14 protein-coding genes are annotated in these 14582 nt (G+C 58.0%); 8 read left to right on the forward strand and 6 right to left on the reverse strand.

Annotation, left to right across the window (positions count from 1 at the left end; translation table 11 throughout):
• Positions 1 to 26: 26 nt before the first annotated feature.
• Positions 27 to 2471, reverse strand: coding sequence for an LPS assembly protein LptD (gene lptD, locus BN4575_RS07885; protein ID WP_068977794.1), 2445 nt, complete (start codon positions 2469 to 2471; stop codon positions 27 to 29).
• A 174-nt stretch (positions 2472 to 2645) separates the two neighbouring features.
• On the opposite strand from lptD, the gene BN4575_RS07890 reads away from it, so the two are divergent.
• From BN4575_RS07890 to djlA, 3 genes are read left to right on the forward strand one after another with little or no spacing between them, the layout of a single operon-like run.
• A complete protein-coding gene (locus BN4575_RS07890) occupies positions 2646 to 3656 on the forward strand; it encodes an aminoglycoside phosphotransferase family protein (protein WP_068977795.1) in 1011 nt (336 codons plus the stop codon).
• Positions 3653 to 4321 (forward strand): N-acetylmuramate alpha-1-phosphate uridylyltransferase MurU, encoded by a 669-nt coding sequence (murU, locus tag BN4575_RS07895; protein WP_068977796.1) that lies wholly within the window; start codon positions 3653 to 3655, stop codon positions 4319 to 4321. Before BN4575_RS07890 ends, murU begins: the two co-directional genes overlap by 4 nt.
• 19 nt (positions 4322 to 4340) lie before the next feature.
• Positions 4341 to 5174, forward strand: coding sequence for a co-chaperone DjlA (djlA, locus tag BN4575_RS07900; protein WP_042018483.1), 834 nt, complete (start codon positions 4341 to 4343; stop codon positions 5172 to 5174).
• A gap of 89 nt (positions 5175 to 5263) precedes the next feature.
• On the opposite strand, the gene BN4575_RS07905 is transcribed toward djlA, so the two are convergent.
• The gene (locus BN4575_RS07905) at positions 5264 to 6715 is read right to left on the reverse strand and encodes an aminoacyl-histidine dipeptidase (RefSeq protein WP_068977797.1); all 1452 of its coding nucleotides are present in this window, start codon (positions 6713 to 6715) and stop codon (positions 5264 to 5266) included.
• Between the two features lie 948 nt (positions 6716 to 7663).
• On the opposite strand from BN4575_RS07905, the gene gpt reads away from it, so the two are divergent.
• The 5 genes from gpt (at position 7664) to BN4575_RS07935 (ending at position 12668) form a co-directional block, all read left to right on the forward strand.
• Positions 7664 to 8131, forward strand: coding sequence for a xanthine phosphoribosyltransferase (gpt, locus tag BN4575_RS07915; RefSeq protein WP_042018480.1), 468 nt, complete (start codon positions 7664 to 7666; stop codon positions 8129 to 8131).
• Between the two features lie 152 nt (positions 8132 to 8283).
• Complete coding sequence (gene frsA / locus BN4575_RS07920; protein ID WP_042018479.1) at positions 8284 to 9552, forward strand: esterase FrsA; 1269 nt, start codon at positions 8284 to 8286, stop codon at positions 9550 to 9552.
• 62 nt (positions 9553 to 9614) lie between these two features.
• Entirely contained in the window at positions 9615 to 10007 is a 393-nt protein-coding gene (crl, locus tag BN4575_RS07925; RefSeq protein ID WP_068977798.1) for a sigma factor-binding protein Crl, read from the forward strand.
• A gap of 185 nt (positions 10008 to 10192) precedes the next feature.
• A complete protein-coding gene (gene proB, locus BN4575_RS07930; RefSeq protein WP_068977799.1) occupies positions 10193 to 11296 on the forward strand; it encodes a glutamate 5-kinase in 1104 nt (367 codons plus the stop codon).
• Positions 11297 to 11384: 88 nt separating this feature from the next.
• Positions 11385 to 12668: a glutamate-5-semialdehyde dehydrogenase gene (locus BN4575_RS07935; protein WP_256028920.1), complete on the forward strand. Its 1284-nt coding sequence runs from the start codon at positions 11385 to 11387 to the stop codon at positions 12666 to 12668.
• A gap of 96 nt (positions 12669 to 12764) precedes the next feature.
• Here BN4575_RS07935 and BN4575_RS07940 read toward each other — a convergent pair whose 3' ends face one another.
• Genes BN4575_RS07940 through asd form a run of 4 tightly spaced genes read right to left on the reverse strand, consistent with a single transcriptional unit; the run spans position 12765 to position 14569 of the window.
• Positions 12765 to 13154: a hypothetical protein gene (locus BN4575_RS07940; protein WP_068977801.1), complete on the reverse strand. Its 390-nt coding sequence runs from the start codon at positions 13152 to 13154 to the stop codon at positions 12765 to 12767.
• Between the two features lie 2 nt (positions 13155 to 13156).
• On the reverse strand, positions 13157 to 13408 hold the full coding sequence (locus BN4575_RS07945; protein ID WP_042018474.1) for a DUF2960 domain-containing protein: 252 nt from the start codon (positions 13406 to 13408) through the stop codon (positions 13157 to 13159).
• Positions 13398 to 13682 (reverse strand): VF530 family protein, encoded by a 285-nt coding sequence (locus BN4575_RS07950; RefSeq protein ID WP_068977802.1) that lies wholly within the window; start codon positions 13680 to 13682, stop codon positions 13398 to 13400. The genes BN4575_RS07945 and BN4575_RS07950 overlap by 11 nt, the downstream gene beginning before the upstream one ends.
• Positions 13679 to 14569, reverse strand: a complete 891-nt coding sequence (gene asd / locus BN4575_RS07955) for an archaetidylserine decarboxylase (RefSeq protein WP_042018621.1) — start codon at positions 14567 to 14569, stop codon at positions 13679 to 13681. Before asd ends, BN4575_RS07950 begins: the two co-directional genes overlap by 4 nt.
• Between the last annotated feature and the right edge of the window lie 13 nt (positions 14570 to 14582).

A 14582-nucleotide genomic window follows, 5' to 3' on the forward strand; every position in this document is an offset into this window, starting at 1 on the left:
ATCCATCTCTCAAGGCTGGACCAGCATCATTGCTGGTCTTTCAAATTAAACGGGCGAACATAGGGCAACAGCTCGGTATCCATGGTGACGCTGCGGCCACCGGTACCTACGCTGCCAAGTCCCTTCATCTCGAACTGCAGACCAATGACTTTTTCCGAGGTGGGTTGCAGGGTGACGTTGTCCGGCTGGTTGTGCCATTCCAGACTCATATTGATGCTCCAGCAGCAGGAGTCATATTTGACACCAATCATCCGGTCAATGTTCACATCCTGCTTGATATCACGATAGTAACCGCCATACATCTGCCACTGATCGGCGATCGGCGCCATCATCACCAAACCTGCCTGGCTCAGATCTTCGGTAAGGGCCGGGTTGTTGGGGTCTCTGTAGTCCCGGTTACCATCCTTGATATAGCGGTAGTTGAGCTGGGTCGTCAGCTTGCCTGTCCGGTATTCCACTGCGCTGTTACCGGCGGTGAACTCCCCTTCCGAGGTATCGTACTGGGTACCCGCATGGGCAAACCACTCATCGGTGATACGGGCATCCCCCTCGAACGAGAGCAGGGAGCGAGAGTTGGTGCTCTCTGGGTCTGACGGATAGAGGCGCACCTTGGGCGGCGTCATCTCGAAGGCTTGAGCCACCGCCAGACGTAACCGTTCATCACCCACATTGTCATAGACCCGGCTGGTCAGGCCAACGGTGATCCGGTTGGCATCGCTGATACGGTCGAGACCGGCGTAGCGGCGATCGCTGAACAGGCTGTAGTAGTCCTGACGGGTGGTGGTGGAGTCATAGATCCCGATATCATCCTGATCCCGATAGGGAACATAGAGATACTGGAACTCGGGCTCCAGGGTCTGGGTCCCCTTGCCATCATACCAGTTGAGCGGGCGGTCGAAGTTGACCCCCCCTTTGAGACGGAAGGAGGGCAAGGTACGGGTAACTGTGCCGTCTTTGAGGGTTAACTGCTTGGTATCCGCGTCGGTGAAGCGGCTGCGATCCGTGTAGACCAGATCCTTGGGCACCTCCTGGTTGTAGGAGGTAAACATCAGCTTGTACTGGCTGGTGAGGTAGTAACCCGGCGCGTCCACCAATGGAACTGTCAGGGTCGGTGCCAGATGCAAACGGGTGGCGGTGTAGCGCTCACCGGCCTGCTGGGCACTGGCGTTGCCACTGTCGTAACCAAACTTGGTCAGCTCGCTGTTCCAGGCCAGATCGAACCATTTCCCTTGTTGGTAGTAGTTGTAGTCGATACGGGGCAGCATCTCGTGGGGCAGCAGCGCGTAGGGACTCAGGATCTGGTAGCGGCGCACCTCGGAGGTGAGGTTCCAGTTGTGCTGGTAGTAGCCTGCGGTAAAAGATTGCTGCAACTGGCTGTCGACCTGGGTGCCCACTTGCGGGCTGAAGTCGTTGAAGTAGTTGTAGTCCTTGTCCCGCACCTGGGTGTAGTCGATACCAAAGCGCAGGGAGCCATCCATCAGGGCAGAGCCGTGACGGAGGTTCATCAGGTAGCGATGGCCATCGGACAGGCCAGCCAGACTCTGGTTGCTCGGGGTGTACTGCTTGTCATCCGCCAGATTTTCAAAATAGAGGGTGCCGGTATGGGCGGGGTCCGGCATGTAGCGGAACTCCACCTGCTCCATCAGGCCGCGCTTGTCCATAAAGCGGGAGGTGATGGTGGCATCGTAGTTGGGGGCAATGTTCCAATAAAATGGCTGGGTGATCTCCATGCCGTTGCTGGAGCTTTGCTTGTAACCCGGGTAGAGCAGACCGGTCTTGCGCTCATCTTTGATGGGGAAGTTGATGTACGGGAAGTAGAACACCGGATAGTCATAGAGCCAGAGGCTGGCATTCCAGGCTTCACCGAACACCTCTTTCTGGTCGATATCGATGCTGCCCGCCTTGAGGGTCCACACTTCCTGACCGGGGGGGCAGGTGGTGTACTGGGCCCCCTCCATGGTGATGTTCTGATTGTTGTTGGTCATCACTACGCGCTTGGCAAAGCCGCGCACCGGTGAGCCATGCACCTGATAATTGCCCTCTTCCAGCTCGGAATTTTTAGTATTGAGGTTGGATTTAAGGGTCTTGTCGCTGGTGACGGTCACCTGACCGTCGTTGTAATAGATGTTGCCGATAGCGATGACATCCCGGCTCTTCTGATCGAGCTGGGCATAGTCGGAGTCAAACTTGCGAACGCCTTGACGCACCTTGACGTCACCTTCGTAGACGGCGGTGCCGCCCTGTTTGGCCTCGAGACGGTCGGCATCTACCTCTACGGGTTGCGCGTTGGCCTCCTGATCAGATGCAGGCTTCACGATTTTGGGAACATAGTCATAGCAGAGACTATCGAGGATCCCGGTGGCTGGCGGCGGATCGAACGGTGCCGCCTGTACCATCATGGATGTCAGGGCGGGTGCCAGGCTGATAGTCAGGGCGATGGGATAGCCGTACCCCAGTGTCCATTTTTTCATGTGAAAGACTCGTGCAATCCGTGAGAGATACGGTTGATCCAAGGCATGCATTTTACGACAGGTTTCATCGAGTTGACATTGCATGTCATTGCTTTATGTTAGCCGGCAATGATAAAGCATTATTGCAGCCAGGGCTAACAGCCAAGTGCTGCTTTCCACCTTGGTCCCCGACTTATGCACGATCGCGATTCCCTGCTATTGCAGTGGGCACGCCATGTTTCTGGTGATGCCAACCTTCAGTTGACCCTTATTTCCGGTGATGCCAGTTTCCGCCGCTACTCCCGTGGTGGTGGTCTGGTATGGGTGGATGCCAATCCTAAAACCGAAAAAAATCATGAGTTTGTGCGTAATTCAGCCGCTTTGCTTGCGCGTCAGCTACTGGCGCCAGCAGTAAAAGCAGTGGATTACGAACAGGGCTTGCTGGCGGTCAGCGACCTTGGCGATACCCAGCTGATCAGCTGCCTGAACGCGCAAACGGTGCAGGTCTGGTATGGCAAAGCCATTGAGCTGTTGCCTCGATTGGGGGCGGTCGATCTGGTGCTTGAGCCGTTCGATACGGCCTTTATGGCGCGAGAAAACAGCATCTTCCCCGAGTGGCTGCTGGGGCATCATCTGCAACTGACCCTGAGCAATGAAGAACAGTTGTTGCTGGATGAGACCTTTGCTTGCCTCACAGCCTGCAATTTGGCCCAGCCGCAGGGGGTGATGCACCGGGATTTCCACAGTCGTAACCTGATGGTGTGTGGCGGTGATACCCCCGAGAGCAGCACCCTTGCCATCATCGATTTTCAGGACATGGTGATCGGGCCCCTTAGCTATGACCTGGTCTCCCTGCTCAAAGATTGCTACGTACGCTGGCCGGACGAAGTGATCGATGAAGGGATGCGCCACGGCTTTGCCACCCTGCAACAGGCGGGGCTGCTTGGCGAGCTCGATTATGCCAGTTTCCGTCGTGATGCCGACCTGACCGGTATGCAGCGCCACCTGAAAGCGGCGGGGATCTTCACCCGGCTCTATCATCGCGATGGCAAGTCCGGTTATCTCAAGGATATTCCCCGCACCCTCGGCTACGTGGTGGATGTCTGTCGCACTCACGGTAGCACCTATCCGGTGCTGGCCCGCTTTGGTCAGTGGCTGGAGCAGGTGGTGTTGCCCGGGATCGCCAACGCTGGGGTGAAACCATGAAGGCGATGATCCTGGCCGCTGGCCGTGGCGAGCGGATGCGCCCGCTGACCGACCTGCTGCCCAAGCCGCTGTTGGCGGTGGGGGGCAAGCCCCTCATCGTCCACCATATCGAAAAGCTGAAGTCAGCTGGCGTGACCGAGCTGGTGATCAATCACGCCTGGCTCGGCTACAAGCTGGTCGAGACCCTTGGCGATGGCAGCTCGCTTGGGGTGACCATCCACTGGTCGGCCGAGGAGAGTGCGCTGGAGACCGCGGGCGGCATAGTGCAGGCGCTGCCGCTGCTGGGCGCGGAACCTTTTCTGGTGATCAACGGCGATACCTGGCTCGATGTCGATTATCGCACTCTGGTCAGCCAGCCCCTTGGCGATGATCTGGCCCATCTCTGGCTGGTGCCCAATCCACCCCAACACCCGACCGGCGACTTTGCCCTGCAAGAGGGACGAGTCATGGATACGCCAGCATTTACCTTCAGCGGGGTCGGGCTATATGATCCGGCGGCCTTTGCCGGTCTCGCTGGCGGCGCCCGCAAGCTGGCGCCGCTGTTGCGGGAGTGGATGGCACAAGGGCGAGTGGGCGGCAGCTTGCTCGCTGGCGAGTGGCGCGATATTGGCACGGTCGAGAGACTGCGCGAGCTGGATGACCAGCTCCAGGCTCGCACTCATTAACATCAAGAGGTCTTGAACCATGCGTATTTGGGGTAAGGTGCTGGGCGCCTTCTTCGGTTTTCTGCTCGGCAATATCATTGGCGCCCTGATTGGTCTGTGGATCGGCCACCGTTTTGATCGGGGTATGGGGCTGCAAGGGGCGTTTCGTCGCGGCCCGAACCCGCAACAACAAGCAGTCTTTTTTCATGCCACCTTTTCAGTCATGGGCCACATCGCCAAATCGAGCGGTCAGGTAACCGAGCATGAGATCCGGGTTGCCTCCAACCTGATGGATCGGATGCGGCTGGCCGGTGATCAGCGTGCCCGGGCGCAGGAGTCGTTTCGCCTCGGTAAAGAGGCCGATTTTCCGCTGCGCGAGACGCTGGCCGAGTTCCGTCGCGCCAGTCTGGGGCAGCGCGATATACTGCGCTTCTTCCTCGAGGTACAGCTACAGGCTGCCTTTGCTGACGGGCGGGTAGAGGAGGGCGAGCGCGCCATTCTCCATACCATCGCCGACGAACTGGGTTTCAGCCGCATCGAGTTGGCACGTATTCTGGCGATGGCCGAAGCGCAGATGAACTTCTTCAATCGTTCTCATGGCCAATATCAGGGTGGTGGTGCGGGTGGTCAGCAGTACCGGCAGGAGGCGCCCTCTGCGGATCGGCTCAAGGATGCCTACCAGCTGCTGGGGGTGAGCGAAAGCGACAGCGATCAGGATATCAAGCGCGCCTATCGCAAGGAGATGAGCAAGCACCACCCGGACAAGCTGGCCGCCAAAGGGTTGCCACCGGAGATGATGGAGATGGCCAAGGAGAAGACTCAGGAGATCCAGCAAGCCTGGGAGTGGATCCGCGAGGCGCGCGGCATTCGTTAAGCGCTGCAGCCTGTCATATCAGCCCAGCAGACAATAAAAAGCCCCGCAGCAGTGCGGGGCTTTTGTTTTGCCGTGTGGCGTCGGCCGGGTTATTTGGCCGGAATGGCTTCCAGCACGTGTACCAGCAGTTGCCAGAAACGCTCGACCGCCGGGATGTGCACCTTCTCGTCAGGGGAGTGGGCACCACGGATGGTCGGGCCGAAGGAGACCATGTCCCACTTTGGATAGGCGCTCTTGAACAGACCGCACTCGAGACCGGCATGGATCACCATCACGTTGGGCATGGTGCCAAACAGCGATTGGTAGCTGCTCCGTACCAGCGCCATGACGGGGGAGTCCACGTTCGGCGCCCAACCCGGATAGGCACCGGTGAATTCGCAGCTGGCACCCGCCAGGGTGAACAGGGCGCGGGTCATCTGCTCGATGCTCTCGCGGCCGGAGTCGATCAGGGAGCGGATAAGGCACTGGACGTACACTTCGCCATTCTGAGTCTTGATGACCCCCAGGTTGGTAGAGGTTTCGGTCACGCCGGGCATGGCATCGCTCATGCGCATCACGCCGTTCGGGCAGGCCAGCAGGGCATCCAGCAGGCGCTGCTGCAGGGAGACGCTCATCAGCTTGGCCGGTTTGGCTGCGCTGTTGACCAGCAGGGTCAGGTTTGGCTCGGTGGCGGCCAGCTCGGTCTGGTAGATACCGGTGTAGCGGTCAACCAAGGCATTGAACTCGCTCACGCTGGCAGCGGGCACCAGCAGGGTGGCACGGGCTTCGCGCGGGATGGCGTTGCGCAGGGTGCCGCCGTGGATTTCGGCCAGACGGATGCCCAGCGGCTCGGCCGCTTTGAGCAAGCGGACCAGCAGCTTGTTGGCGTTACCACGGCCGCGATGGATATCGCAACCGGAGTGGCCGCCACGCAGCCCTTTGACCGCCAGCTCGACAGCCTCGCCTTCGCTGGCGTCAACCAGTTCAAGCGGGAAGCGGATATTGGCATCCACACCGCCAGCGCAGCCCATATAGACCTCGCCATCTTCTTCGGAGTCGGTGTTGAGTAGAATTTCGCCTTCCAGCCAGCCTGCTTCGAGGCCGAAGGCGCCGGTCATGCCGGTCTCTTCGTCGGTGGTCAGCAGCACTTCCAGCGGGCCGTGTTTGATGGTCTTGTCGGCCAGCACAGCCAGACAGCCTGCCATGCCTACGCCGTTGTCGGCACCCAGAGTCGTGCCACGGGCAGTGACCCACTCACCATCTATATAGGCATCGATAGGGTCGGTCGCGAAGTCGTGTTTGGTGTCGGCATTAGCCTGCGGCACCATGTCGATATGGGCTTGCAGCACCACGGCTTTGCGGTTTTCCATTCCCGGGGTGGCCGGCTTCTTGATGATGATGTTGCCGACGTTATCTTGCTTGACGGTCAGCCCTTCCCCCTGGGCCCATTGGATGATCCAGGCACTGAGTTTGGCTTCATGCTTGGAAGGGTGGGGAATGGAGCAGATCTGTTCGAAGAAATGCCAAATCAGTTGGGGGGTCAAGGAACTTAGTTGTGCCACGTCGGGACTCCTTACCAGCACGGAAAAAAACAGGGCCCCATCAGCGGGCCGAGGAAGAGGCTAACGATAATACAGTCAATCGCACAAAAATGTGAGCCGTCAGCGCAAATCGCAGGCTGATTGTGCTGGTGTATGACAACAGGACAGTACGATCGTCAGGTTAGAGCGATGCTGAGTGGTGCAAAAGAAATTTTGTGACCGATCTCACAAAAAAGTTGAATTTACGGTGTCGACTGGTACATTAGCTCCCGTGGTTCGCCACCCGTCAGGATGACGATGAAAGCCTCCAGGGAACCGAAGCAAAGCAAGTGCGCCTCCATGGAACCGAGTGTTTGTTCAAGGATTTGAGCCCGCATAAAGGTACGTAACTTGTTAAGCAATCAGGAGTTTTAATATGCCAGGCAGCAACTCAACCTATTGGTTTGCCCCTTCTTTGTATACCCAGGGTTTCAGCTACCCTAACCCCTTCGTCACTCGTCGCTAAGACGAGCAGCCTGATTAGGCGGGGACGAGAAAGCAGCAGGTGCGTGAGGTCAAACCTCCCCCTGCTATTTTTTTATCTGCGATTTACCGCTGTGCCCTTTTTGGTGTCAGCAGCAGGGGCGACAGGTTGGCCGTTTGGCTCTCTGGATGTGCCGAATGGAGAGGGTGATGCCGATTTTTCCTGTTTTTGGCATACGTTTGCCAGGCATTTTCTCTGCAAACGGTGCTATCATCTCGGCCCAACAGCTTGTCCGCGGTTTCGGCACTCTCTCTCTAGCCGATCGCCGGATATGTCAGTTTTGCTTCCATTGTATCCAGATCCGCTGCCGAGGCTTAGCCCTGAGGCAGCCGAAGTGCAATCTGAATTCAGTTGAGCGCCAGCCACATTTTCTGATCTCCGAAAGATTTCTAGCGGGGATTTTGCTTTAAGTCGTTGTTTTTATATAACTATTCGAGATAGATAACATGCCGAAAAAGTTCTATGTGTCGTGGGATAACCTGCAACGTGAAGCTCGCCGTCTGGCCCGTCGTCAGCTGCCTGTCAGCCAGTGGAAAGGTATCATCGCGGTCAGCCGTGGTGGTCTGGTACCCGCAGCCCTGATGGCTCGTGAACTTGGCATCCGTAACGTAGAAACCCTCTGCATCTCCAGCTATGACCATAACAGCCAGCGCGAGCTGGTAGTGGTCAAAGGTGCGACGACTGCCGGTGATGGTGAAGGTTGGCTGATAGTGGAAGATCTGGTGGATACCGGTACTACCGCCAAGGCAATTCGCGATCTTTACCCGAAAGCCAAGTTCATCGCGATCTTCGCCAAGCCGATGGGTGAGGCGCTGTTGGACGATTTCGAAGTGGCCATCCCGCAGGACACCTGGATCGAACAGCCGTGGGATATGGCGCTGGAGTTCACCACGCCGATTTGTGAAGAAGAGTAACGCTACGTTAGTGTGTCGCATTTCACAGTTATGGTTGCACTGGGCTCCAATTTGGGGCCCAGTTTTTTGTGTATCAATCTGTTACGGGGTGGCTGATCGGCGTTAAAAGTGGTTAAGATGGACCATTGCCTGATTATTAATGGGACATCATCTTGGACTTGAACGACGACCTAAACCTGACTGACAAGTTATTTACCCGCGTCAAGAAGGTATTGGAAACATCCGAGATTTCCAACTCCAGTGTGGCTGACGTGGCTGAGGCCCAGTTAGACCAGATGTTTATCGACGGCTCCATGTCAAAGAGCTGGTATCGCCTGTTACGCCGTCCTTCCTGGGCTTGGCAGGGCGCCAATCCTGTCGAAGTAGAGCAAACCCTGGCCCAGATTGCCATGGCAACCGGTGAGCGTACCCACGACTGCTATCTCGATACCATCAAGGGATACGTACCTGGCAACTGGATCTATGAGTGGAGCCAGTTGGCCGGGACTTACTTCAAGCGAGGCCGTGAACTGTGTGAGCAAGGCGACCCCAAGGGGGCGCTCAAACAGCTGCTGAAGGCAGTGCGTTACTACTCCATCGCCAGCTACCCCCACCTGAAAGATGACGAACTGGCAGATCAGGCCCAGTTGCTTGGCAACATGGCCTATCGTGAGGCGGGCAGACTGTTCAAAGTGCCGCTCAAAGAGATCCAGGTGCCATTTCGCGGCAAGCATATTCAGGGTTATCTCCATCTACCGACCACTGACAAACCGGTGCCGCTGGTGATCATCAGCGGGGGGATCGACTCCCTGCAGCTCGATTTTCTCAACTTTTATCTCAAGCGGCTGGAGCCCAACGGCATCGGCATGCTTTCCCTCGATATGCCGGGGATCGGCTATGCCGAGCATTGGCCGCTGGTACAAGACACCAGTCGCCTCCACCAGGCAGTACTGCACCATCTATCCGATGTAGCCTGGGTCGATCACCAGCGTATTGCCATGGTCGGTTTTCGGCTGGCAGGTAATGTCGCAGCCCGGCTGGCCTTTATCGAACCCTTCAAACTGCGCACCGTGGTCTGTGTCGGGGCCGGGGTCAATCAGTTATTTACCAATCAGGAGTTGTTTACCAAGTGTCCACGCATGATGCGTGATAGCTTGGCTAACCGGTTGGGGGCCGATGCGGCGAAGTGGGATGACATGCGCACCAAGTGCCAGGTATTTTCACTTAAAACCCAAGGATTACTGGGGACTCGCACCTCGGTGCCGATATTAAGTATCGGACACAAGAAAGATTTTATTTGTCCCGAGCAGGATGTACGGGCATTGGCGGCAGCCAGCCGTAATGGCAAGGCCATCGTATTCGATAAACAGCCTTTGCTGGAGGTGTATGACAAGGCATTGGACGAAATCGTCGAGTGGTTGAAGCAACATTTGTGTACCTGACATTGCGCTAAAAAACTGACGTCTTCATAAGATGGCGTGGCTTGTTTAACAGGGAGGTTAACATGTCTGAAAGAGTGACCTACAAGCGGCTGCTGAGGCAGTTTGCGGCTATCGGCCCCTATTTGCGTGAGGATCTCTGCGAAGAGGGGCGCTACCGTTTTGACAGTCTTTCCGTTTGCGTCAGTGCCAAACCGGCGCCGGACAAACGGGAGTTCTGGGGCTGGTGGCTGGTGCTGGAGCAGGACGATCACCATTTCCGTTACCACTATGAGCTCGGTTTCTACAATGCCGAGGGTGAGTGGATCAATAAGGCGATCCCCAAGAAGCATCAGGCGGAGGTTGACCGAACCCTTAACCGCTTCTACAAGCTCATCAGTGACAAGTTGGCGGCTCTGGAGTGCCAGTTAGCACCCGCTGAGCAGGTCACCAATGAATTGACCGTGACAGCTGCCTGAATCCTGATGCCCGGCGAGGAGAACAGACCCTTTCGCCGGGCTATCAGCTAACCCTTCGTCCAACCCTGCGAGCCACCTGAGCCGCGCATTTTCCCGCATCCCCTCGCTCCGGCGTTAATTGCCTTGCAGGCCACCATGGCCGTGGGTATAAAGATATTCCTTACTTTTTTAGCCTTTATGCTCCCATGGAAAACAAAACCATAGTCGTCAAGTTGGGCACCAGTGTGCTCACAGGGGGGTCTTCCCAGCTCAATCGTGCCCATATGGTCGAGTTGGTCAGACAGTGTGCGGCCTTGCACCGTCACGGCCATCGGGTCGTGGTCGTTACATCGGGGGCTATCGCCGCCGGGCGTGAACATCTGGGCCACCCGCCACTGGCGCCCACCCTGCCCAACAAGCAGATGCTGGCGGCAGTCGGCCAGACCCAGCTGATTCGGGTATGGCAGGATCTGTTTAACCTTTATGGTGTGCATATCGGCCAGATGCTGCTGACCCGCGCTGATCTGGAAGATCGAGAGCGCTACCTTAATGCCCGTGACACCCTGCGCACTCTGCTCGATCACCGGATCATTCCGGTGATCAACGAGAACGATGCGGTGGCGACCGCCGAGATCAAGGTGGGCGACAACGACAACCTCTCTGCCCGTGCGGCCATTCTGGCGGATGCGGATCTGCTGATCCTGCTCACCGACCAGAAGGGACTCTTTACCGCGGATCCCCGTACCAATCCCGATGCCCAGCTGATCGAAGAGGTGCAGACCATCGACGATACCCTGCGCTCGCTGGCGGGCGACAGCGTCAGCGGCCTCGGCACCGGCGGTATGGCCACCAAGCTGCAGGCTGCTGATGTGGCGCGTCGCGCCGGTGTCAACGTGGTGATTGCTACCGGTCAGATGCCGGAGGTGATTGGTCGTCTCGCCAAGGGCGAGCGTATCGGCACCCTGTTCCCTGCGTTGGCTTCCCCGCTGGAAGGGCGCAAGAGCTGGATTTTGGCTGGTCCACCGCCTCACGGTGAAGTGCATGTGGATCAGGGGGCCGTTGCTGCAATTCAGGAGAAAGGCTCCAGCCTGTTGCCTAAGGGCATAGTCGCGGTCAAGGGTGACTTCATTCGGGGCGATGTGGTGCGCATTCTCGATCCCAAGGGGGTTGAGCTGGCCCGCGGCATCTGCCGTTACGACCATCTGGAGCTGGAGAAGCTGCGCGGTGTTCACTCGGATCAGATTGAGCAGGTATTGGGCTATGGATATGGTGCAGTGGCGATCCATCGAGACGACATGGTGCTGCTCTGAGTGGGTTTGTACTACTAGCCCAGAGCCAACGATGGCTACGGGGTCTGTGGGCTATCCACCGGGATGATATGGTGCTGCTCTAATCAGGGTGGCACGGCATGAACAAAAGGGAACCGAGATGAGTCTGGAGAAAATGGGGCAGGCTGCCCGTGAAGCCGCCTATCAGCTGGCCACCATCAGCACGGCGCAGAAGAATCGGGCGCTGGCCGCCATCGCCGACGAGCTGGAGGCGCGCAGCGAGCAGATCCTGGCTGCCAACGACAAGGATATCGCGGCAGGCCGTGAGGCGGGCCTCTCCGAGGCGATGCTGGATCGGCTGCTGCTCAATCCGGCCCGGCTGGCCGGGATTGTGGCGGATGTGCGCAAGGTGATCACCCTGGACGATCCGGTTGGCGCAGAGATCGACAGCCGGGTGCTGGAGAACGGCCTGCGGCTCTCCCGTCGTCGTGTACCCATCGGCGTCATCGGCGTCATCTACGAGGCGCGCCCCAACGTTACCATTGATATCGCCAGCCTCTGCCTCAAGACCGGCAACGCCAGCATACTGCGCGGCGGGCGCGAGACCTTCCACTCCAATCTGGAGCTGGTGCGGGTGATCCAGCGTGCGCTGGCCGCCTCCGGCCTGCCTGCCGAGGCGGTACAGTACATCGACAACCCGGATCGGGCGCTGGTCGGCGAGTTGCTGCGCCTCGATCGTTATGTGGACATGATCATCCCCCGCGGCGGTGCCGGGCTGCACAAGATGTGTAAGGAGAACAGCTCAATCCCCGTTATCATCGGCGGCTTTGGCATCAGCCATATCTTCGTCGACGCGAGCGCCGATCTGGTGCGATCCCTAGCGGTGATCGACAACGCCAAGGTGCAGCGCCCCTCCGCCTGCAATGCCCTCGATACCCTGCTGGTACATGAAAAGGTCGCGGCTGATTTTGTGCCGCAGCTGGTGACGTTGATGAATGAACGCAAGGTGACTCTGGTCGGCGCGGCCAATGCCATGGGGCTGCTGGTGGGGGCCGACAACCTGTGCGAGGCGGGGGCGGAAGATTTCGATACCGAGTGGCTGGGATTGACCCTGGGGGTCAAGCTGGTGGCGGATGTGAACGAGGCGCTGGCCCATATGCGCGAGCATAACGCCGGTCACTCCGATGCCATTCTGACCAACGATTTGGCCAATGCCGAGCGTTTCGTCAACGGTGCCGGTTCGGCGGCGGTCTACGTTAACGCCTCGACCCGCTTTACCGATGGCGGCCAGTTTGGTCTGGGGGCCGAGGTGGCGGTTTCGACCCAGATGCTGCATGCTCGTGGCCCCATGGGGTTGACCGAGCTCACCAGCTACAAGTGGGTGGGGCAGGCGGATTATCTTATTCGCGCCTGATAACGCCATGTTTACCTGCAAAAATGCCGACCACAGGGTCGGCATTTTGTTTGGCTGGTATCGCGCCGATACCACGCAGTGCGCTATCGGTTGGGGTTATTCCCCCTGATAAAGCACCTTGTCACCGGACTTGAGCACATAACCTTTCCAGGGGAAGAGGGTGTAGTCGCCGCCCAGCCAGGACCAGTTGCCTTCTGCACCCTGACGGGTCAGAGCAAGCATCTCGCCGCTGGGCAGATGCAACTCGGCCTGCGTCTGGTCGGCATTGAACAGCACGAAGGCGCTGCTGGTCTGGCTGGTGTCGGTCGGATTGAGTCGTACACCCTGTTCAAACAGGCGCACGCACTGGTTGGCCAGTGGTGACCACTGGTAGCCAGCACTGGCAAGGCAGCCGTGATTGTCGTGATCATTACCTACCATAGATGGCTCCGGTGCGCTGCAGGCAGCCAATAAGAGAGAGGCGGTCAGCAGGGTCAAGGTTCGCATGGTTACTCCTGATTATCTCGTTCAATGACGATGTTGGAAAATCCCAACTCTTTGAAGTAGTTCTCTTGGTAATCCTTCACGCTTTTCTTGTCACGACGACAAACCTGAGCCAGTTGGGCCTCCATGGCGTGGAAACTGGCGAGATCCAGCCCTTCGGCAGCGGCAATGGCATCGTAGATGCTGCGGAACTTGTCGTTCGCGTAGCCGAGCTCTTTAGCCTGTTTTTTATAGGTATAGGTAATCTTAAACGCCATCTGGCCCTTCCTTCTTCGATTTGGCTTGCTTGCGCTGGACATAGAGGTAGAGGCTCTCCACCTTTTCCCGTGCCCATGGGGTCTTGCGCAAAAACTTCAGGCTGGACTTGATGCTGGGATCTTCAGTGAAACAGCGGATATTGACTTGCTGCCCCAGCTCTTCCCAGCCGTAGTATTCGACCAGTGCGGTGACGATGGCTTCCAGCGTCAGCCCGTGCAGCGGGTTGTTTTTCTGCGCAGAGTCTGGCTGTGCAGGGGGTTGCTGCTCGCTCATGCTTGCTCCGCCAATTTGGCAAAGGGTTGACCCATGCGGGTGGTCACACCGTTGGTCAAGTGGGACTCAAAGCCAGCCAGCATCCCGGGGCCAAACAGACAGACCACGGTACTGCCCAGCTTGAACAGACCCATCTCGGCGCCTTTTTGCAGAGTGATAGCCTCATCGCCGCTGTAATCCCAGCGCACCACTTCCTTCTGCCCACACACACCTTTCTGCTTAGCCGGCGCAATGTTGCCGGCCCAGATGGTTTCGATGCTGGCGACGATAGTGGCACCGACCAGCACCAGCGCCATCGGGCCGTGCGGGGTGCGGAAGGTGGCGACCACCCGCTCATTGCGGGCGAACAGGTTAGGCACGTTCTCGGCGGTGAGTGGGTTGACGGAGAACAGATCCCCCGGCACAAACACCATACTTTCGAGTACGCCATCGAGCGGCATATGGATACGGTGGTAATCCTTGGGTGCCAGATAGATGGTGGCAAAGTCGCCATCCTTGAACGGCGCCACCAGATCCTCATAGCCACCCAGCAGCTCACGGGCGCTGTAGTCGTGGCCCTTGGCCTGAATGATACGGCCCTGATGGATCGGACCGAGCTGGCTGACGGTGCCATCCACCGGCAGTGCCAGGGTCATGGCATCTTCAACCACCGGACGGATACCGGGTTTGAGCTCACGGGTGAAGAACTCGTTGAAGCTCTTGTAATGGGCCGGACTCTCGTGCAGCGCCTCGCTCATGTCGACCTGATACTGCTTGATAAAGGTCTCGATGACGCGGGTGGTCAGGTTACCGGCTTGCGCAGCCGCAAACTTGCCGACCAGACGGGAGAGGGCATGCTTGGGCAAACAGTATTGACCGGCAATTTTAAGGTTGTCAGTAATGCTCATGTTGATCATCAGC

The sequence above is a fragment of the Aeromonas sp. EERV15 genome (assembly GCF_900079845.1).
Lineage (GTDB): Bacteria > Pseudomonadota > Gammaproteobacteria > Enterobacterales > Aeromonadaceae > Aeromonas > Aeromonas sobria.